The sequence below is a fragment of the Nitrosomonas limosa genome, from assembly GCF_054188085.1.
The window spans coordinates 1,893,166-1,912,490 of sequence record NZ_CM135180.1 but is presented as its reverse complement, the minus strand read 5'-3'; the positions used below and the strand labels follow the sequence as shown (position 1 = coordinate 1,912,490).

The 19,325-nt window shown below is 47.4% G+C and carries 21 protein-coding genes; 8 read left to right on the top strand and 13 right to left on the bottom strand.

What is annotated here, in order from left to right:
- Complete coding sequence (gene ispF, locus ACV7NC_RS08700) at positions 1-480, bottom strand: 2-C-methyl-D-erythritol 2,4-cyclodiphosphate synthase (RefSeq protein ID WP_458152130.1); 480 nt, start codon at positions 478-480, stop codon at positions 1-3.
- Between the two features lie 5 nt (positions 481-485).
- Entirely contained in the window at positions 486-1,190 is a 705-nt protein-coding gene (ispD, locus tag ACV7NC_RS08695; protein ID WP_458152129.1) for a 2-C-methyl-D-erythritol 4-phosphate cytidylyltransferase, read from the bottom strand.
- Between the two features lie 200 nt (positions 1,191-1,390).
- On the opposite strand from ispD, the gene prfB reads away from it, so the two are divergent.
- The 4 genes from prfB to ACV7NC_RS08675 all read left to right on the top strand — a co-directional run bounded on the left by prfB (position 1,391) and on the right by ACV7NC_RS08675 (position 5,726).
- Positions 1,391-2,495, top strand: a protein-coding gene (gene prfB / locus ACV7NC_RS08690) for a peptide chain release factor 2 (protein WP_458152128.1) whose coding sequence is annotated in 2 segments (ribosomal slippage) — positions 1,391-1,471 and positions 1,473-2,495 — 1,104 coding nt in all. Because the reading frame shifts where the segments join, the coding sequence is not laid out codon by codon here.
- A 126-nt stretch (positions 2,496-2,621) separates the two neighbouring features.
- Positions 2,622-3,845 (top strand): bifunctional glutamate N-acetyltransferase/amino-acid acetyltransferase ArgJ, encoded by a 1,224-nt coding sequence (argJ, locus tag ACV7NC_RS08685; protein WP_458152127.1) that lies wholly within the window; start codon positions 2,622-2,624, stop codon positions 3,843-3,845.
- Between the two features lie 18 nt (positions 3,846-3,863).
- On the top strand, positions 3,864-4,733 hold the full coding sequence (locus ACV7NC_RS08680; RefSeq protein WP_458152126.1) for an ATP-binding protein: 870 nt from the start codon (positions 3,864-3,866) through the stop codon (positions 4,731-4,733).
- 12 nt (positions 4,734-4,745) lie between these two features.
- On the top strand, positions 4,746-5,726 hold the full coding sequence (locus tag ACV7NC_RS08675; protein WP_458152125.1) for a Nudix family hydrolase: 981 nt from the start codon (positions 4,746-4,748) through the stop codon (positions 5,724-5,726).
- On the opposite strand, the gene ACV7NC_RS08670 is transcribed toward ACV7NC_RS08675, so the two are convergent.
- The gene (locus ACV7NC_RS08670) at positions 5,723-6,847 is read right to left on the bottom strand and encodes a GGDEF domain-containing protein (protein ID WP_458152124.1); all 1,125 of its coding nucleotides are present in this window, start codon (positions 6,845-6,847) and stop codon (positions 5,723-5,725) included. The genes ACV7NC_RS08675 and ACV7NC_RS08670 overlap by 4 nt on opposite strands.
- 2 nt (positions 6,848-6,849) lie before the next feature.
- Positions 6,850-7,032: a DNA gyrase inhibitor YacG gene (locus ACV7NC_RS08665; protein ID WP_458152123.1), complete on the bottom strand. Its 183-nt coding sequence runs from the start codon at positions 7,030-7,032 to the stop codon at positions 6,850-6,852.
- A gap of 198 nt (positions 7,033-7,230) precedes the next feature.
- On the opposite strand from ACV7NC_RS08665, the gene ACV7NC_RS08660 reads away from it, so the two are divergent.
- From ACV7NC_RS08660 to ACV7NC_RS08650, 3 genes are read left to right on the top strand one after another with little or no spacing between them, the layout of a single operon-like run.
- Positions 7,231-7,797: an RNA polymerase sigma factor gene (locus ACV7NC_RS08660; protein WP_458154889.1), complete on the top strand. Its 567-nt coding sequence runs from the start codon at positions 7,231-7,233 to the stop codon at positions 7,795-7,797.
- A complete protein-coding gene (locus ACV7NC_RS08655; RefSeq protein WP_458152121.1) occupies positions 7,794-8,165 on the top strand; it encodes a DUF3619 family protein in 372 nt (123 codons plus the stop codon). Before ACV7NC_RS08660 ends, ACV7NC_RS08655 begins: the two co-directional genes overlap by 4 nt.
- Entirely contained in the window at positions 8,147-8,575 is a 429-nt protein-coding gene (locus ACV7NC_RS08650) for a DUF3106 domain-containing protein (RefSeq protein ID WP_458152120.1), read from the top strand. Before ACV7NC_RS08655 ends, ACV7NC_RS08650 begins: the two co-directional genes overlap by 19 nt.
- 65 nt (positions 8,576-8,640) lie before the next feature.
- Here ACV7NC_RS08650 and ACV7NC_RS08645 read toward each other — a convergent pair whose 3' ends face one another.
- From ACV7NC_RS08645 to rpmH, 6 genes are all read right to left on the bottom strand, one after another.
- Positions 8,641-9,684, bottom strand: coding sequence for an IS481 family transposase (locus tag ACV7NC_RS08645; RefSeq protein ID WP_458152119.1), 1,044 nt, complete (start codon positions 9,682-9,684; stop codon positions 8,641-8,643).
- 130 nt (positions 9,685-9,814) lie between these two features.
- Entirely contained in the window at positions 9,815-11,170 is a 1,356-nt protein-coding gene (gene mnmE, locus ACV7NC_RS08640; RefSeq protein ID WP_458154887.1) for a tRNA uridine-5-carboxymethylaminomethyl(34) synthesis GTPase MnmE, read from the bottom strand.
- 79 nt (positions 11,171-11,249) lie between these two features.
- A complete protein-coding gene (gene yidC / locus ACV7NC_RS08635; RefSeq protein ID WP_458152117.1) occupies positions 11,250-13,163 on the bottom strand; it encodes a membrane protein insertase YidC in 1,914 nt (637 codons plus the stop codon).
- Between the two features lie 143 nt (positions 13,164-13,306).
- A complete protein-coding gene (yidD, locus tag ACV7NC_RS08630) occupies positions 13,307-13,516 on the bottom strand; it encodes a membrane protein insertion efficiency factor YidD (protein WP_458152116.1) in 210 nt (69 codons plus the stop codon).
- Entirely contained in the window at positions 13,504-13,848 is a 345-nt protein-coding gene (gene rnpA, locus ACV7NC_RS08625; protein WP_458154885.1) for a ribonuclease P protein component, read from the bottom strand. Before rnpA ends, yidD begins: the two co-directional genes overlap by 13 nt.
- A 39-nt stretch (positions 13,849-13,887) precedes the next feature.
- On the bottom strand, positions 13,888-14,022 hold the full coding sequence (gene rpmH / locus ACV7NC_RS08620) for a 50S ribosomal protein L34 (RefSeq protein WP_458152115.1): 135 nt from the start codon (positions 14,020-14,022) through the stop codon (positions 13,888-13,890).
- A gap of 230 nt (positions 14,023-14,252) precedes the next feature.
- Between rpmH and ACV7NC_RS08615 the strand changes: the two genes are divergently transcribed.
- Entirely contained in the window at positions 14,253-14,729 is a 477-nt protein-coding gene (locus ACV7NC_RS08615; RefSeq protein WP_458152114.1) for a DUF5658 family protein, read from the top strand.
- A 21-nt stretch (positions 14,730-14,750) separates the two neighbouring features.
- Here ACV7NC_RS08615 and ACV7NC_RS08610 read toward each other — a convergent pair whose 3' ends face one another.
- The 3 genes from ACV7NC_RS08610 to ACV7NC_RS08600 form a co-directional block, all read right to left on the bottom strand.
- The gene (locus tag ACV7NC_RS08610; RefSeq protein WP_458152113.1) at positions 14,751-16,088 is read right to left on the bottom strand and encodes a TolC family outer membrane protein; all 1,338 of its coding nucleotides are present in this window, start codon (positions 16,086-16,088) and stop codon (positions 14,751-14,753) included.
- 5 nt (positions 16,089-16,093) lie between these two features.
- Positions 16,094-17,446: an HlyD family type I secretion periplasmic adaptor subunit gene (locus tag ACV7NC_RS08605; protein WP_458152112.1), complete on the bottom strand. Its 1,353-nt coding sequence runs from the start codon at positions 17,444-17,446 to the stop codon at positions 16,094-16,096.
- 70 nt (positions 17,447-17,516) lie between these two features.
- The gene (locus tag ACV7NC_RS08600; protein ID WP_458152111.1) at positions 17,517-19,283 is read right to left on the bottom strand and encodes a type I secretion system permease/ATPase; all 1,767 of its coding nucleotides are present in this window, start codon (positions 19,281-19,283) and stop codon (positions 17,517-17,519) included.
- Between the last annotated feature and the right edge of the window lie 42 nt (positions 19,284-19,325).

Here is a 19,325-nt window from a genome sequence, read left to right as displayed (position 1 = left end):
TTATTGTTGTGTACGAATGATCAAACAGACCGCTTCCGCAGCGATGCCTTCTTTACGCCCAAGCGCTCCCAATTTTTCCGCTGTTTTGGCTTTGATGTTGATATTGCCGATGTGAGTATTAAGATCCTGCGCGATATTGTGCTGCATGGCAGGAATAAAAGGCGCCATTTTGGGAGATTGGGCGATTATGGTCGCATCCAGGTTGCTGAGCGTATAGTGATTGTTTTCCAGCAAGCGGTAAACTTCGCGGAGCAATAAGCGGCTATCGATGTTTTTAAAACGAGGGTCGGTATCGGAAAAATGCTGGCCGATATCCCCTAATGCAGCAGCGCCCAGCAGCGCATCGCAGATTGCATGTAAAAGTACATCCGCATCCGAATGACCCAGCAATCCTTTGTCATGCGGAATCGTAACGCCGCCGATAATCAATTGACGCCCTTCAACCAATTGATGTACATCAAAACCTTGTCCTATTCTCATTGCGGTCACTGGCTATTCCTTTGTTGTAATATTAATTCTGCTAATGCCAAATCATTGGGGTAGGTGACTTTGAAATTGTATGAGTCACTTGCAACAAGTTTGGGGTGAAATCCAATGGCTTCAACCGCGCTGGCATCATCCGTGATGGGTATTCCGATGGCATTTTGCAATGCTTGGGCAAGCAGAGCATAACGAAACATTTGAGGTGTTTGCGCTTGCCACAGATTTTCTCGAGGTTCGGTGCGCGCTACACGGGTTTCATTGTTGCTGCGTTTGAGCGTATCAGCTACAGGAATGGCGAGTAGTCCTCCCACCGCATCTTCCGCCAGTTCGTCAATTAAGTTGTCGAGCTGCCATTGTGATAGACATGGCCGGGCTGCATCATGCACCAGAATCCAATCTTCCGGATCGATGTTATGCGCACTTTGAGCAGTTATCAGACCATTAAGGACACTTTCGGCCCGTGTTGCGCCACCGCATTTCAACACTTTTAATTTATCGGAAAACTCAGACCAGTCGAATTTATCCCACTCTGAATCGTGAGGGGCGAGCACAATCAAAACATGAGCGATCGATGGATTCCTGCATAGGGTATTGATTGCATGATAGATCATCGGTTTGCCGCTCAACGATAAATACTGTTTGGGAACATCGTTGCCCATCCGGGATCCCGAGCCTGCAGCCGGAATTAATGCGATGAACTTAGACATGGCGGGATCTTCAGCGAAAATAAATTTATCAACGAAATAATTGAGTTACTAGCAATCTAAGGAGCTATTATATTTTTTTTGGCTTGCGATTGCTTGGAATTTATGACCTTTTTTGGGGTCAGCCACTTGCTTACGAGCATGGTTACGATATTGGAAATCCGTAACAGGTATAATACCTGCCTTTAAATGGGGTGAAATTTATGGAAGCTGAACGTATTAATGCATTATCGAGTCAACTTGCGGATCTCGATGGCCGGGCCAAAGAATTACGGAGGTTTCTTTGACTTCGAGAACAAGCAGACAAGACTGAGTGAACTGGCATTACTGCTTGAGGATCCGGCTATCTGGAACGATAGCAAGCGAACTGAGGAAATCGGCCGCGAGAAAAAGTCATTAGAAGACACTGTGCTAACCCTGGAGTCTGTTGATCGGCAATTGCAGGATGCTCAGGAATTGTTTGATCTGGCTAAATCGGAAAATGACGAATCGGCGCTTGAGAGCATTGCAGTTGATGTCGGGGATATAGAAAAAGCCGTCGCCAATCTTGAATTCAGGCGGATGTTTTCCGGTCCGATGGATCCAAGTAATTGTTTTTTAGACATCCAATCGGGTTCGGGAGGGACGGAAGCGCAAGACTGGGCCGCAATGCTGGAACGTATGTACCTGCGTTATTGTGAAAGGCAAGGATTGCAAGTAGAAGTCATGGAAGAATCACCGGGAGATGTTGCCGGCATCAAAAGTGCAACGTTAAAGGTGACGGGCGACTACGCGTATGGATATTTACGCACGGAAACCGGGGTACATCGTTTGGTGCGAAAATCACCTTTCGATTCGGGCAATCGCCGTCATACATCGTTTGCAAGTGTATTTGTGTATCCGGAGGCGGACGATAATATCGAAATTGAAATTAACCCTGCCGATTTAAGGATAGATACATTCCGTGCTTCCGGTGCGGGCGGGCAGCATATTAATAAGACCGATTCGGCCATTCGCATTACGCACAATCCAACCGGAATCGTGGTTCAATGCCAAAGCGGACGCTCGCAGCATCGCAACAAGGCAGACGCGCTGGCGATGTTGAAATCGCGATTGTATGAGGCGGAATTGCGTAAGCGCAATGAAGAGAAACAAGCGGTGGAAGAATCTAAAACGGATATTGGCTGGGGTCATCAAATTCGATCGTACGTTTTGGATCAATCCCGAATTAAGGATTTGCGAACCAATGTTGAAGTTGGAAATACCCAAAGCGTGCTGGATGGCGATTTAAATGGCTTTATCGAAGCGAGCCTTAAACAAGGTGTGTAATAGAATTTGGCTGGATCACTGATAAGAGGTTCCATGTGCCGGATAAGCCACAGTTTTACGAAATTCTGAAAATCCGGCAAAGATACGGTAGCATAGCGGCATTTTAAACATCGCAAAGATTTTACTATGCCTGTCAATATTCCCTCTTTATCTCCTCAACAGTTGTTGCCCGTTGCGGGTGTAACGCTTGGCATTGCCGAAGCCGGTATCAAGAAACCCGGCCGCAAGGATTTGCTGGTGATGGCATTGGCTGAAGGCACCCAGGTTGCCGGCGTGTTTACGCAGAATCGTTTCTGCGCGGCGCCGGTGATTGTGGCGAAGCGGCATCTGGCGCAATCGGTGCGGGCGCTGGTGATCAATACTGGCAATGCCAATGCCGGCACCGGAGAATCGGGAATAGCCCATACGCAAACGACCTGTGCGGCATTGGCCAAACTATTGAGTTTGGCTCCGCAACAGGTGTTGCCGTTTTCAACTGGCGTGATCATGGAACCGTTGCCGGTGGATCGTATTATCCAGGGATTGCCCGCTGCGGTAGCGGATCGCAAAGCAGATAACTGGTTCCATGCGGCGCACGCGATCATGACCACTGATATCGTGCCGAAAGCGGTTTCCAAGCAAGTACCCATCAAAGGCAAAACCATTACGATTACCGGCATTGCCAAAGGATCCGGGATGATCCGCCCGAATATGGCGACGATGCTGGGGTATGTCGCGACCGATGCGGCGATCACTCAACCCTTGTTGCAGAAGCTGGTGCAACATGCAGCCGATCGTTCGTTCAACCGCATCACTGTGGATGGCGATACTTCGACCAATGATGCCTTTATTGTGATGGCTACCGGTAAGGCGGGAAATAAAGAAATTTATAATCCGCATACCGAAGAGTTTTGTTTGCTGCAGGATGCAGTCACCGAGGTTGCGGCAGAGCTTGCGAAAATGATTGTGCGCGATGGCGAAGGCGCAACCAAATTCATTACCGTGCAAGTCGAAGACGGTAAAAGCAAGGATGAGTGCGCCAAAGTAGCTTATGCCATCGCGCATTCACCACTGGTCAAAACCGCTTTCTTCGCATCTGATCCCAACCTGGGCCGTATTCTGGCGGCAATCGGTTATGCCGGTGTCGATGATTTAAACGTTGATGGCATTCAACTATATCTCGATGATGTGCTGGTGGCGGAAAAGGGCGGGCGAGCGTCGAATTATCGTGAAGAAGATGGCCAGCGGGTAATGAACCAAGCGGAGATTGCCATTCGTGTCGTGCTGAATCGCGGCAGTGCTTCGACTACGGTGTGGACTTGCGATTTTTCCTACGATTACGTGAAAATCAATGCCAGCTACCGCAGTTGATTACCGGTAGAAAATGCGATGAGTGATTGGGATAAATGGTATAAACGGGCGAACAAGCTATTGGACCGTTTGGAGCAGTTGCTGCCGCACTCTCATCCGGAACCGGATTGGCAGGCATCACCGGCTTTTCGCTGGCGCCGTCAGGGATCCACCGGGTTTATCGAAGCGGTCACGCATCCGCATCTCATTACGCTCGATGCATTGTGCGGCATCGACCAGCAGAAGCGGCGTATTGATCAGAATACGCGGCAGTTTGTGCGTGGGGTTCCAGCGAATAATGTGTTGTTGACCGGTGCGCGCGGTACTGGTAAGTCATCGTTGATTAAAGCATTGCTGAATCAATATGCCAAAGATGGTTTGCGCTTAATCGAGGTGGAGAAACATCATCTGGTCGATTTGCACGATATCGTGCAAAGAATTTATCAGCGTCCGGAGCGGTTTATTTTGTTTTGCGATGATTTATCGTTTGAAACCGACGAGCCGGGGTACAAAGCATTGAAAGTGGTGCTGGATGGTTCGATTGCGACAGTTTCGGATAACGTGCTGATTTATGCGACGTCGAATCGCCGTCACATGGTGCCGGAATTTATGCATGATAATCTCGATACAAAACATTTGGGCGATGAGGTGCATCCGAGCGAGGCGATTGAGGAAAAGATTTCTCTATCGGAACGCTTCGGTTTGTGGGTGTCGTTTTATCCGTTTAATCAGAATGAATATCTGGATATTGTGCGTTACTGGCTGGATTATTTCGGAATAGCCGAAAAAATGACCGAGCGGGCTCGCACCGAAGCCTTGCAATGGGCGATTGAGCGCGGTTCACGCAGTGGCCGAGTGGCGTGGCAATTTGCAAAAGATTTTTCAGGTCGACAGAAAACCCGGCATTAGAATCAGGCGTTCATGAATTCCGTTACACACGTTGATGACAATCATTCGGTTCCGGTCGTGGAGGTCGTCGCAGCGGTGATCTTTCAGCCGGATGGACGGTTTTTGCTGGCACAGCGGCCCGAAGGCAAAGTGTATTCCGGCTATTGGGAGTTTCCCGGCGGCAAGGTTGAACCAGGTGAGTCGCTGATGCAAGCGTTGGCCCGTGAACTGTGGGAAGAGCTCGGTATTCATGTGAATCATGCTTTTCCCTGGATAACGAGAGTTTTCGCTTATTCGCATGCGACGGTGCGTTTGCATTTTTTCCGGGTAGTGGAATGGGAAGGCAGTTTGACGCCAAGGGAGAAACAGGAAGTAAGCTGGCAATGGCCGCATCGGATCGAGGTGTCCCCTATGCTTCCCGCCAATGGCGCGGTTTTGCAGTCGCTGTTGCTGCCACCTGTCTATGCCATTACTCATGCTGCTGAGATGGGCGTTCAGTCAGCATTGGAAAGAATTGAACAAGCGTTGCTGCATGGTGTGCGTTTGTTGCAAGTCCGAGAGAAGCAGATGGCTAAAGACGATTTAAAAAAATTTGCGAGCGATGTATTGACAATGGCGCGTCGCTCACAAGCAAAGGTATTGATTAACGGCGATTTTGAATTGGCACGGGAGCTTGGGGCGGATGGCGTGCATTTGACTGCGTCGCAACTGATGACTATACCGTGCCGCCCGGAGCCGACATACGGATTGTGCGGAGCGTCTTGTCATAACATTGAAGAGCTTGATGCAGCCGTCCGGCTGGGCTTGGATTTTGCCGTGCTGGGGCCGGTGCAGCCGACGTTGACACATCCCGGCATGCCGCCCTTGGGGTGGCGCAGGTTTGCTGCTTTGATTCGCGATTATTCGTTGCCGGTTTACGCGCTGGGAGGAATGTGTTTAGCCGATCTCGCGATAGCGCAAGAGTTTGGTGCGCACGGAATTGCAATGATGCGGGGAATCGGGGAGCCGAGTTAGAGAATGCGGTTTGCGTATACCGCCACCTGGTTTCTGCCGCCTTCTTTGGCTTCATAAAGGGCCTTATCCGCGCTGTCGAGCAACGTTGAGCAGATATAATCAAGATCATGCTGTTGTGCAGTTAACAGACCTCTCAGGCTGGCCATTCCGATTGAAACTGACACTCTAAACTGTTTGTTCAGAAAGCTCATGGGTGTGGAACATATCGCCAAACGCAAGCGTTCCGCGATTTCATGCGCTGCCTGCAAGGAGGTGGAAGGTAGCGCGACCACGAATTCCTCACCCCCATAGCGCGCTACGATATCGCACGATCTTACCTGTTCCTTGATTAAACTGACCATCCGTCGCAGTACCAAATCACCGGTTTGGTGACCATGCGTATCGTTTATTTTCTTGAAATAATCGACATCGAGAAACATACAGATCAAATCATCGTCCCAACGGACGCATCGGGCGATTTCATCTTTAAATCTCAGATCAAAGTAACGCCGGTTATAGGCTTGAGTAAGCACGTCCTGATAACTGATTTCTTTCAGTCTTTGTTGATTCAGGCAGTTTTCCACCGCTACCGCTGTCATTGCAGACAACTTTTGCAAAAAAAGTGTCCCAATGCCTTCTTGGTAACGATGCGGATCTTGACTGAGCAATAATAATGCACCGATGATTCGATCGCTACGCAGTAAGGGTAGGAATGCGGCGCTACGGATTTGATTTCTGGTTTTCAGATTGGCAATCATCCAAGGGTATTTTTTGAGCGCTTCCGCTCCTAGCAAAGGGCGGTTCACCAGCGATTGGATGATTCCTGCATCTTTTAGGGTGTCTAGTATCAGCAGCTTGTTTTCAAGTTGTAAGCGTGCTTCTTCGTCCCGCTCAAAAAATAATCGTTCTGTATCTTTGTGATGATCGATAAGGCATAACACGCCATCTAATAGCTGGAAACGGCTAACGATTTGAGATAACAACAAATCGCGCAACTGCTTTGGAGTGCTGGCGCCGATGATTTCAAAGCCGAATGTTTCATATAATTCTTGTTTCTTTTCATTGGCTCTGGCTTGCTTTAACAGTTGATCCAGCTTGCGCTGAAGTTCCCGATTCTGATCATAGATTGATTCGTTCATCATTTCTATTCAGTGCTATTGTTGTCTTCCGGGTCTGTTCGAGAATCCGGAACGCGATATGATTCTTGCGCCCATTGTGCTAGGTCATTCAACTTGCAGCGTTCGGAACAAAACGGCCTAAAAAAGCTGGAAGTCTGCCAAATCACAGGTTTACCGCATTGTGGGCAGTGAACGATGCGTTGTTGCATGATAGCAAGCCTTTAGACTGGTTGGTAATGATGTTCGCCTTGGATTTATTGGGAAAGACTATCAAGTTATATTTTATTAACTTGGGTTAAAGAAATGGCGTTTTTATGAAGCAATTTACCACCCATTTTACAAAAATTTTACATTGATTATTCTAAACTTTCACGCATGCGTTTTATACATTCCTAAAGGTTGGTATCCTGGCTACTCGACAAGAACTCTCAGATTTTCTGGCTGAAACCGAGAGGCGCGCCTATAAACAAGCCATGTTTGCAGTTCATGATGAGCAGGCCGCACTGGATATCGTGCAGGATTCCATGATGAAACTTACAGTGAATTATGCTGCTCGACCCCCTGAGGAGTTGCCGCTGCTGTTTCAACGCATTTTGCAGAATACCATTCGTGATTATTACCGCCGGCAAAAAATCCGCACGCTTTGGACTACGCTATTTTCATCGTTTACCCCTAAGGACCAGGATAAGAATCAAGAAGAATTCGATATTCTCGAAACCTTACAAGTTAATCAGGATCACAATAGTCCCGATGCGCAAATCGAGAAAGCACAACTTATTGCGCTAATTGAAGAGTCGCTTCAAATTCTTCCGCCTCGTCAACGGGAAGCCTTTATATTGCGTTATTGGGAAGAGATGAGTTTAGCGGAAACGGCTATTATTATGAAATGTTCGGAAGGAAGTGTTAAAACACATTGTTCCCGTGCAGTACATACTTTAGCTACAATACTCAAAGCAAAAGGAGTGGAATTATGAACGAGCATGAATTTGGGAAGAAAGTTGCCAAGCTATTGGATCAAAGTGCTGACGAAACGGTAAAGCAAAGTACTTTGTACCGGCTGCAATCCGCCCGCCGGGCAGCGCTGGAACAATGTGAACCTGAACCATTGAAGTTAATCAATTCCGGTCGCGGCAATTCGGTTTATGGGCGTCATGGTGTTCATTTCGATTCTGGGAAGTTGCTGTTGTTATTGACGATTATTTTTGTCGTGATGAATGTGTTTATTACACAATTTTTTGAACACGATCGTAACGCAGCAATTGATGTTCAAATTTTAGCGGACGACTTACCGGTAGATGCCTATATTGATAATGAGTTTGAGAAATGGCTCGATATCGATTAATTACCTTTCTCAGTCTTTTTTTATTTTTTTCTTTTGAAGCTTTCGCTGAATCAGGCAAGCCGCGATGGAAAGATTTGACACTTGAACAGCAGAAAATCTTGGAACCATTGAGGGAGTCATGGGATGGTATGGAGTCGGCTCGCAAGAAAAAATGGTTAGGTGTTGCCAAGCGCTATCCCAAGATGAATCCGAACGAACAACAGCGTGTTCAATCGCAAATGCAAAGCTGGCACTCATTGACCGCTGAGCAGCGAAAACAAGCTAGGGAAAGATTCAAGAAATTGGAGCAATTGCCGGTTCAAAAGCGTCAAGAAATCAAGCAACGCTGGTATGAATATGAACAATTGCCGCATGATTCAAAGAAAAGTTCTAAATCAAGGTATCGGCTTGCAGCGAGTCGGTTTGCATAAAATGTAGTAATCGCGACCTGATCTGACAGCCCCCCCGATTTGACGATGTGCCTGTTAGATCAAATTCAGTTATTCAATGCGGTGATTTTATCGTTCCATACCTCCTTTGCGTCAATTAAAGTTTGCATTGGCGTGCGTCCGCAGCACATCTTTCCTTGGTGAGTACGCGAACTGTTGTAATACGCCATCCATTCATCCAGATCGTGTTGTAACTCCTCGATCGAGTGGTAGATCTTGCGCCGGAATGCCACTTGGTAGAATTCCTGCAAGATGGTTTTGTGGAAACGCTCGCAAATACCGTTGGTCTGAGGATGATTGGCTTTCGTTTTGGTATGCTCAATCTCGCTCAGTGCCAGATAGAGCTGGTAATCGTGACTCTCCGGTCTGCCGCAATATTCGGTGCCACGGTCGGTCAGGATGCGGATGACGCCCATACCTTGCTCAGCGAAGAACGGCAGTACCCGGTCATTGAGCAAATCAGCCGCTGTGATTGGTGTCTTGGTGGTATACAACTTGGCGGCCGCCCATTTGGAATAGGTGTCGACGAAGGTTTGCTGGTATATCCGCCCCACACCCTTGAGGGTGCCGACATAAAACGTGTCCTGGCTACCGAGATAGCCAGGATGAGCGGTCTCGATCTCACCATGGGCCACATCATCGTCCTGTTTTTTCTCTAGCGCCTGCACCTGCGCCTCAGTCAGCACCGTTCCGGTCTCGGCGACATGCTTTTCCAAAGCCGACAAACGCTTTTTGAACGACTCCAGATTCTGGCGCAGCCACACCGAACGAACACCAGACGGAGAAACAAAGATTCCGCGTTTGCGCAGTTCATTGGAAACTCGGACTTGACCAAAAGCCGGTTGCTCCAGGGCGAAAGCAGTGACCGCCACCTCCGTCGCTTCTTCTACACGGTTCTTGATGTTGGGCTTGCGTCGATTCGCATCGATCAGCGCTTCAACGCCCCCTGCTTCTACCGCTGCTTGATAGCGATAGAAAGTATCGCGGGAAAAACCCATCACCTTACAGGCGCGGGATACATTGCCAAGTTCGGCTGCCAAATTAAGCAGACCAATCTTGTGTTTGATGACTTTCTGTTGAACACTACTCATGGGATTACTCCTTTTCGCTTTCGCGTTTGGTTGATAAAGTTTCGCACCTCTATCAAACCGGGTAATCCCACCTCTTGGCAAGACCCTGCTGTCAGATCAAGTCTGAATTACTACACATAAAAGCTGCTAATTATTTTCCGATGCAAAAGCGGGAAAAAATTTCACCCAGTAAATCATCGGCAGTGAATTCCCCGGTAATGGATGATAAAGTATCTTGCGCCAGCCGCAATTCTTCAGCAAGAATTTCCAGTGGAGATTCTTGCATGGTCATTGACTGCGCAGTCATGATATGTGATTGAACCAGTTTCAAAGCCTCAAGATGACGTTGTCTAGCCATAAATAAACCCTCTCCCGCCACCCCGGATCGCCATCCGGCTAAATCCAGTATTTTCTGTCGCAACAGCTCGATTCCGGTTCCGGTTTTCGCAGAAAGATAAATAGCGGGACCCTTTGCCAGCTCTCTAATTTCAGGCTGCTGGTTAATTAAGTCAATTTTATTGAATATCGTGATTTGCGGCTTGTCGCTTGGGAGCGCTTGCTGGATTGGATCTACGGAATTGATTCGGTTCTGGTTAATGTCAATCAAATAGAGAACCATGTCAGCGTTCTGGATCACGGCATGCGTGCGTTCAATGCCTTTTTTTTCGACGATATCAGCCGTTTCTCTAAGACCTGCTGTATCGATGATATGAATCGGGATACCGGCGATGCTGATGGTACGCTGGATGGTATCGCGAGTAGTACCGGGTACGTCGGTGACTATGGCCGCTTCTTCTTGTATCAACTGATTCAATAAACTCGACTTTCCTGCATTCGGAGCACCGACAATCGCCACCCGGATACCTTCCTGCAATATATTTCCTTGTTGCGCTGACAATGTTATCTGTTCCAATTTGCTATGAATTTGCAACAGCTTCTCGTTAATTTTTAAGGTGTTAATATTATCGATTTCATCCTCGGGGAAATCCAGGGTTGCCTCGACAAACATGCGCAGTGTTATCAATGCGCTGACTAATTCATTTATTCTGGTTGAGAAATGGCCTTGCAAAGAAGTTAGCGCACACCGGGCAGCTTCATTGGTACTGGCTTCAATAATGGTTGCTACACTTTCGGCCTGAATTAAATCGATTTTATGATTGAGAAAAGCACGAAATGTAAATTCACCCGGTTGCGCTAAACGTGCGCCTGCTGCAAGACAGTTGGTGAGCAGTAGATTCATCACGGCGGGGCCGCCATGGCCTTGCAGTTCCAACACATCCTCACCGGTATATGAATGAGGTGCTTGAAAGTAGAGGGCGATGCCTTGGTCAATAATTTGACCTTCAGTATCCAGAAAATTGCAGAAACTGGCGAAACGTGGTTTTGGAAGCTGTCCGAGTATTACTTTTGCAAGATTTGTTAAATTCTTGCCAGAAATGCGAATTACCCCGATCCCACCGCGACCTGGCGGGGTTGCAATGGCTGCAATGATATCAGTGCTTAAGATCAATAGACTCCGAAAGACTGCATCTGAAAATATCCGGCCGGTTCTTCAGGAGAAAAACCGGCCATGTGGAACGAAAGCGCTATTTCTTTCTGGTTTTCCTAGGAGTAGCTCCGCTTTTAGCTTTTGCAGGTGCTTTAGCTTTATTGGATGTTGCTGCCGCCGGCTGAGTTTGTTTTTTCACCTCTTGTTCGGTGCTTACAACCGCAGTTGTCTCGGTTGCCGTTGTTTCATTTTCCGCATTGGCGGTCAGCAGAGGCTTTTCGGAAACCGGCTCAGGCTTGCCCTTGCCTTTTCTGTTATTTTTATCCTTATTGGATTCGCTTTCCGCTTTATTTTCGAACATGCGGGTGATTTGCCATTGCTGAGCGATCGAAAGGATATTGTTGCACAACGAATAAAGCACGAGCCCTGCTGGAAAGAAGAAAAAGAAAATACTGAAAGCAAAGGGCATTATTTGCATGACTTTCGCTTGTATCGGATCGGTCGGAGTGGGGCTGAGTTTCGATTGCACCCACATCGAGATCCCCATAATTACGGGTAAAACGTAATAGGGATCGGGTACCGACATATCGGTTATCCATAGCGCAAGCGGTGCGTATCGTAACTCTACGGCTGCCATGAGTGTCCAGAACAGCGCGATGAATACCGGTATTTGCACCAGAATAGGTAAGCAGCCTCCCATGGGATTAATTTTTTCTTCTTTGTAAAATTCCATCATGGCTTGATGCATGCGTTGCCGGTCACTGGCGTATTGCTCACGGATACGTTGCAATTTCGGTGTGACAACCCGGAGTTTTGCCATTGAGCGATAACCAGCGGCGGACAATGGAAAGAACAGAAGCTTGACAGTGACAGTCAAGAGAATGATCGCCGCTCCCCAATTATCTGTCCATGAGTGATAGAAGGATAGTAACCAGAACAAGGGTTTGGCAAGTACTGTTAGCCAACCGTAATCCACGGTCAATTCAAGTCCGGGGGCTAATTCGGCGAGTTTGTCCTGTTCTTGCGGACCGGCATAAAACGGCATAGAGATATTCTTGACCTGGTCCGGCTCAATCGCGCCAACAGGTGCAATTACACCGGCAGTATACTGGTTGGGCGCCAAACGCTTGGCAAAATATTCACGGGGCGTGTTAGGAGTTGGTAGCCAGGCTGTCAGGAAATAATGTTCCAGCATGGCAATCCAGCCATTATCGTCATTGGTCGGATACTCCGCTTTTCCTTTATCCAGATCGGAAAATTTAATTTTCAGGAATTTTTCCGTGTCCGTATACATCGCTGGGCCTGTATAGGAATGAACCAATGCGCCGGCTCCAGCAGGTTCGTTCGCATCCCGGAGCATTTGGAAGTAGGAAAACGGAATAATCGTTGATTCGCCATGATTGGCAATTTCAAATCCGACATCGATAACATAACTGCCGCGATGAAAGGTATATGACTTGGTTACTTGTATACCATTTTCTTCGGGAGCCGTCAGGCGCACGACAATTTTATCCTGGCCAGCTTCCAGCTGGTAACTGTTAGACTCTGCGGAATATTTGGTTTTATGATTGGGTAATCCGTCGCCGATTAGGCCTGATTGGGATACCTGGAATCGTGCTGCTTTATCTAGCAATAACTCATAGGGTTTGTTAATGTCTTCTCTGGACGGATGCAAGATCAAACCGAGTTGCCGGATATCGCCGCCTGCCGTATCAATTTCAGCGACAACCATATCCGTCTGCACTTGTATTTTTTCACCAATGGTAAACAGATTGGGGGTGACTGAAGGACTGACACCTTCCACTTTGGAAGCCACACCGGATTCGTTTGTCGCGGAAGTTAATTCATCGCCGGGTACTGGTAAAGGATCATGGTGCTGATTGGTGGCGCTCGAAGTTCCTCCAGGCAGTGCTTGAGAGGCTGGAGGATAAATTTCTTTCTGCCATGAGTCCCACAAAAAAAGTAATGACGTGGAGAAGATGATAATTAATATAAGTTTTCTTGTTTCCATTATTTCTAATCAAGTTGTTTTTCTAGAACAAACATCCCATAAAGTGACAGTTAAGCAAGCGATAAAATGAGCATTTACTGTTCTATAGATTTTATCTCAATAATTTTGTTGATGAGTTCAAAGATAGTGTGATTGGAAAATCGCTAGGGCACAGGCTCGTAACCACCTTTATTCCAGGGATTGCATCGCAGAATACGCCAGACACTTAAACGTGTTCCCCGGATGAAACCATATTTCTTGTATGCCTCACAAGCGTATTGGGAACAGGTTGGGCTAAAACGGCATGAGGGTGAGAAGAAAGGACTGATACAATACTGATAGAATTTAATCAAAGCGATAACTAATCGTGACATTGCTGTAATTGAAACATTAGTAATTGCATTTCCGAGATCAGTTCTATCGACTCATTTTTGTTTATTGAGCGCCTCATTCGAAAAACCCAGTCCAATGTTTGAGTGCCAGACTCAAACCGGTGCTTCCGAAAGGCTTCGCGTAATATTCGCTTAATCCAGTTTCGTTTGACCGCGCGCTGTTCAATTTTCTTAGAAACTATTAATCCAAACCGCGCGCAACCGAGTTCGTTCGGTTTTGCGTAAATTTGGATTAAATTTCCACTAATTTGATGCTTAAAATTTATGACCGCAGCGAAATCTGTTGCTCGGCGTAATTTGCATCGTTTTAACAGAAGTGATTCTCAGTAAATTATTAGAAATTTAACTGGCAATTATACACTGAGGCGAGCACGCCCTTTTGCACGGCGAGCGCGAATCACCGCAGCACCGCTGCGCGTTCTCATACGAACCAAAAAACCATGCGTACGCTTCCTTTTTGTAACTGATGGCTGATATGTGCGTTTCATCTTAGTCTCATAATTTAGTCAATATAGAACCGCGTATTAGAACTTGTTATGACCTTCTATGTCAATTTTTTTGTTGGAAAACCTGAAAAAAGGTTATTGCAATGCTCAACATGTAGTTTTACACTAACGTTTTTCATAATGCGCTGTATTATTTATATTAGTTTCTCAAACTAAAGTTCGGTCTAAAACTTAGGGACATAAGTTTTAGATGATAAAAGGGAGGGTGATACATGACAGATTCAATTGCAGTTTTAAATATTCGGGGGCAAGAGCGGCGTCAAGAGATGCCATTCTTTTGCGCCTATCATTTGGGAATCAGAAATGGCCGCAGAATGGGCGAGCGTCGAATAACTTCTAGAGGGAAACCGGTATATGTTGATCGTTATGCCGGCCATCTAATGCTGTGTGCGATCGCGGTCCTTTTTTTAAGTGCCATGGATGCATTTCTGACGCTCAATATTCTTGCCAATGGCGGTAAAGAATTGAATTGGTTTATGGAGGTTTTAATCGAAGATAGTACAGAAAAGTTTGTGGCCTTTAAGCTTGCCCTCACGTCATTGGCTCTTGTCATGTTGATAATCCATCATGAAGTCTATTTGTTCAAGGGGATTCGAGTACGGCATATTAACTATTCGGTTCTTGCCGGTTATGCGATTTTGATTGGCTATGAATTGTGGTTGATTGCATTGGCAATGAATGGTTATTGAAAGAATCGATCAGTTACTAGATCAATATCCCCCAGTCTTGAAGTGGCTTGCAATATTTCTTAAATCCTCCGGTGCCAGCGTGCCGGCAACCAGTTGCAAGCGAAGGAAAGTGAGTAAATAGCCGTATTTTGCCTGAGCGAGATCACGCCGTGCGGTATGCAATTGCTGCTGAGCTTCCAGTAAATTCAAATTGATGCGGATGCCGCCGCGGATGCTTTTCTGCGTTGCTTCTACCAATAGCTCCGCTGATTTAACCGCAAGTTCCAGCGATTCGATTCTTTTAACCCCGCTTATCAATAGATTGTATTGTTTGCGAAGTTCCACGAGAACCTTATCGGTCATCGCATCAAGATCAGCCTCAGCACGAGCATGATTTGCTGTGGCTTGCGTAGTAAGGGCGCTAACGCGGCCTCCCGAATAAAGCGGCATATTAACTTCGATGCCCACTGTACCGAATTCTGCATCCAGGCCACGATTAATAAATGAACCGCGTTGATTTTTTGTAAGACTGGCCACAAAATCAAGACGGGGCATATGGCCTGCGCGGTTTTTCTTAATTTCTTCTTTACCGGAAATGACCGTATGTCGCTGAGTTATTAATTCCGCATTTTGCTCGAGTGCCAGGCTATGCCAATTATCATAATCCGGCAATTGAACCGACTGCGTGCTAAAAGATGGAGAGAGCCGGTCCAGTTTTGTAATTTTTTGTCCGACAATGGCCTCGAGTTTAAGCTTTGCGATTTCCAGCTCGTCTTTAGTTTCAATCAATTTAGCCTGCGCGATCGCATGTTTCGATAGCGTTTCCAGTACATCCGTGGTCGTGCCTTCACCCTTCTGTAACATGCGCTCGTTTACGCGCTTAAGTTCTTCGAGGGCTTCCAGTTGGGCTTCGGCGATAGTCACATGATCCTGTGCCAATAATGTTTCCACATAGGCTTCAACCAACCGGACAACGAGTTGCTGGCTATTGCTGACAAATTTAGCGCGGCTGGAATCGGCTTTTGCTTTGCCTTGCTGGTAGCCCGCAATGGCTTCCATATTGAACAAAGGTTGGCGTAGCGTTAGGGTGCTGACCTGACCGTCAAAATTGAGAGGTTCGGTGACATTACCTTGTGTCAAAGTACCCGAATTCTTATTTTGCGCATGCGTGACGTTCAGGCTCGGTAAGAGTCCTGCGCGACCGATAGCTTCTGCTTGTTGTCCCGCTTCGTTTTCGTGCATTGCCGCGCGGAAAGTCGGGTCATGATTCAATGCCGCTTCATAAGCATCCAGTAGGCTCATAGCAACGGCGGGCGTTGCAGTATGCAGAAAGATCCATATACCGATAATTAGCAACAGCTTAAGAAAGACAGACTTCATTGTGATTATTCTTCGCTCAGCGCTGAGTGGGCACGATCAAGGATCGGTTTGAATAAATAGTTCATCAATGAACGCTCGCCGGTTTTGATGAATACTTCCACCGGCATACCCGCGCGGATCTGCTGATCAGTCAACAGTTTCATACCTTCCTGAGTGACCTTGGCTTTAATATTGAAAAATGGTAATCCGGTTCGATCGTCGATCAGCCGGTCAGCCGATACTTGTGTGACAATGCCGGGAATTTGCGGGGTCTTTTTCTGATTGAGAGCCGTAAAAATGAGATCGACCGGAAGATCGATGTAAATTTTGTCGATCAAATGAACCGGAACCTGTCCGGTGACAACGAGTACGTCATCGCTCGGTACGATATCCATCAATTTGAATCCTGGACCGATAACGCCGCTCTCGGTAAACACATTCATTCCGACTACAGTGCCGTCCACCGGTGCTTTGACCTCGACACTCGCCAACTCAAATTCCTGTGCCTGCAAGTGACTGCTGAGCGCATCCGCTTCTTTTTTGATGTCGGATAACTGCTGGCGTACTTCCTTTTGATATTCCTGCAACCGATGAATGCGGCGTTGCTCAAGCTCCGCTATTTGGCGTTGAATGCGGCCTGCATTGCCGATATCGGATGAAATTTCACCTTGAAGCTGCGTGTAAGTGCGCTCGATCTCCAAAACGCGGTTTCGTGGCACAAAACCGTCTTGTGACAGTTCCCTTAGATTATCCAATTGTTCTTTTAATAGCTTTAATTGTTGATTTTTACTGCTTTGTGCCGCTTCCAGACCTCGCAACTGTGATTTAAAACCGGAGATGCTCTCGTCGAGAGCGGCTATTTCATGTTGCAAGGCCAATTTGCGTGCTGTGAATAACTGATTCTGGATGAGCATGTTATTGGCGATGCGGTTATCGCTATGCAGCACCAGCAATTCATCCGGGAAAATGATCTCGTTGCTGCCGTCGCGTTCGGCCAATAACCGCGCTTCGATGGCGCGCGCGGTATAAAGCTGATTTCTGGTTATTTCCGCTTTTGCTTTGATTTGTACATCATTCATACGAACCAGTACTTGGCCAATTTTCACATGATCGCCTTCTCTGACCAGGATGCTGTCGATAATGCCGCCGGTCTGATGCTGCACGGCCTGCAAGTGACTCGAAACTGTTACGGTACCGGAAATCGGTACGCCTTTATCCAGCGGTGCAAAGGTTGCCCATAGAATAAATCCGCCAAAACCGGCTAAAACGATCCACCAACCGAGTTTAGTATAAACGGTATCGTCGGTATGGACCTGGTTGGGTAGATGGACCGGAGTGCTCTCGGTCACTGTTTCTTTTTTATCGGCCACAAGCTTCATGAAAATTTCCGGTCGAGTATCAGAGTGTTTTCAATGGTAAGAAAAGCCGTCATATATTTATATCGTTTTGTTAAGTATTGCTCGTATCGTTTGCTTGGGGCGCTTGGTTTTGCGTTGGCGCGTTTTCTTTTTTCTGAGCCAATTGCGCCTGTTGTTGCTTGGTAAGCGCTTCAATAACTTGTTGCGTAGGGCCGTAAATCTTTGCGGTGCCATCATGCAAAAGCAACAATTTATTGGTTGCGCTCAGGATGCTGGTGCGATGCGTAATCAGCACAATGGTTTTGCCACGCTTGCGCAAATCGATAATCGCCGCCAGCAACGCTTGCTCGCCGGTGTCATCAAGATTCGAATTGGGTTCATCAAGAACGATCAAAGAAGGGTCGTCGTACATTGCCCGGGCCAAACCAAGACGTTGTTTTTGTCCGCCGGATAATCCGGCGCCGCCATCACCCAGTTGCGTATCGTAACCTTCCGGCATGTTAAGAATCATTTCATGAACACCGGCGCGCTTGGCAGCCAAGATTACTTTTTCCGCATGGACTTCGCCAAAGCGGGCGATATTCTCTGATACGGACCCTGCGAATAACTCGATATCTTGAGGCAGATAACCCACGTGCGGTCCTAACTCATCTTTGTTCCAAAGATACACATCGGCGCCGTCGAGCCGGACCTTTCCGGCAGCAGCCGGCCATACGCCGACCAGCAAGCGTGCCAAGGTTGATTTTCCGGAACCGCTCGGACCAATGATCCCCAGAATTTCGCCAGCAGGGAGAGAAAAGCTAAGCCCCTTGATCACCGGTATTTTACTGCCGGGCGGCGCTGCTGTGACATTCTCAACAGTAATCTGTCCCTGGGGCTTGGGCAACGCCATTCCGGCTTTCCGCGCCGGGTTGTCATCCAGCAGTTTGACCAACCGTTCATAAGCGCTGCGAGTCCCGCCGATTTGTCGCCATACACTGATTAATAACTGAACCGGGGCGATCGCTCTGCCCAGCAGAATCGATCCGGCGATCATCATACCGGGAGTAATGCTGTTATCCAGCACCAATAATGCGCCGAGGCCCAGCATCATGGACTGCAATGCGACAGTGGAAGACTTGGATAGGGCCGTGACGATGCCGGATTTCTCGCTGGCTTCTGCTTGCAAATTAAGAAAACGGCTGTGCAATTGATACCAGCGGGATTGAAGATTGGGCAGCATGCCCATCGCCTCAATGACTTCAGCATTGCGCAAATTGTTCGTGGCCAAATTGGTGGAAGCAACTGCGACCGAGTTTGCATCGGCCAGCGGTTGATGTGAGATTTTCTCGTTGATATAAGCCAATATAATCAATATGGTGGTGCCGCATAGCGCAAACACACCCAGCGCCGGATGGAACATAAAGATCACGAATAAATAAATCGGGAACCAAGGCGCATCAAAGAAAGCAAATAACGCGTTACCGGTAAGAAACTGCCGGATGTTGGTTAAATCTTTCAAAGCCTGACCGGCGTTAGTATCGCCATGCTTCAAACTGGCTTCAAAGGCGGCGGTATAGACACGCCGATTCAGTTTCATGTCGAGTTGTGCACCTACGCGTATCAAAACAAAGGTGCGCACATATTCGAGCGCGCCCATAAAAACGTACGCGCCGAGCATGATCAGTGTCAACATCAACAATGTCATTTCATTACGGCTGGTCAATACGCTGTCATAGAGCTGCAGCATATAGATGGCTGGCATGAGCATCAACATATTGATCACCGCGCTAAAAACACCGATGTTCCGGAAGGTTTTCTTAAAGCTGGCTAATGCAAGCGCAACTTCATTTTGCGGCGCTTTCAATTTGATTTTCATCGGTTATTAATCGTCATGAAGGTGTGCTTTTTCTGATTGCTT

Coding starts and splice junctions, on each gene's coding strand:
- ispF (WP_458152130.1), bottom strand. CDS start 480: ATGAGAATAGGACAAGGTTTTGATGTACATCAATTGGTTGAAGGGCGT.
- ispD (WP_458152129.1), bottom strand. CDS start 1,190: ATGTCTAAGTTCATCGCATTAATTCCGGCTGCAGGCTCGGGATCCCGG.
- argJ (WP_458152127.1), top strand. CDS start 2,622: ATGCCTGTCAATATTCCCTCTTTATCTCCTCAACAGTTGTTGCCCGTT.
- ACV7NC_RS08680 (WP_458152126.1), top strand. CDS start 3,864: ATGAGTGATTGGGATAAATGGTATAAACGGGCGAACAAGCTATTGGAC.
- ACV7NC_RS08675 (WP_458152125.1), top strand. CDS start 4,746: ATGAATTCCGTTACACACGTTGATGACAATCATTCGGTTCCGGTCGTG.
- ACV7NC_RS08670 (WP_458152124.1), bottom strand. CDS start 6,847: ATGATGAACGAATCAATCTATGATCAGAATCGGGAACTTCAGCGCAAG.
- ACV7NC_RS08665 (WP_458152123.1), bottom strand. CDS start 7,032: ATGCAACAACGCATCGTTCACTGCCCACAATGCGGTAAACCTGTGATT.
- ACV7NC_RS08655 (WP_458152121.1), top strand. CDS start 7,794: ATGAACGAGCATGAATTTGGGAAGAAAGTTGCCAAGCTATTGGATCAA.
- ACV7NC_RS08650 (WP_458152120.1), top strand. CDS start 8,147: ATGGCTCGATATCGATTAATTACCTTTCTCAGTCTTTTTTTATTTTTT.
- ACV7NC_RS08645 (WP_458152119.1), bottom strand. CDS start 9,684: ATGAGTAGTGTTCAACAGAAAGTCATCAAACACAAGATTGGTCTGCTT.
- yidC (WP_458152117.1), bottom strand. CDS start 13,163: ATGGAAACAAGAAAACTTATATTAATTATCATCTTCTCCACGTCATTA.
- yidD (WP_458152116.1), bottom strand. CDS start 13,516: ATGTCACGATTAGTTATCGCTTTGATTAAATTCTATCAGTATTGTATC.
- rpmH (WP_458152115.1), bottom strand. CDS start 14,022: ATGAAACGCACATATCAGCCATCAGTTACAAAAAGGAAGCGTACGCAT.
- ACV7NC_RS08615 (WP_458152114.1), top strand. CDS start 14,253: ATGACAGATTCAATTGCAGTTTTAAATATTCGGGGGCAAGAGCGGCGT.
- ACV7NC_RS08610 (WP_458152113.1), bottom strand. CDS start 16,088: ATGAAGTCTGTCTTTCTTAAGCTGTTGCTAATTATCGGTATATGGATC.
- ACV7NC_RS08605 (WP_458152112.1), bottom strand. CDS start 17,446: ATGAAGCTTGTGGCCGATAAAAAAGAAACAGTGACCGAGAGCACTCCG.
- ACV7NC_RS08600 (WP_458152111.1), bottom strand. CDS start 19,283: ATGAAAATCAAATTGAAAGCGCCGCAAAATGAAGTTGCGCTTGCATTA.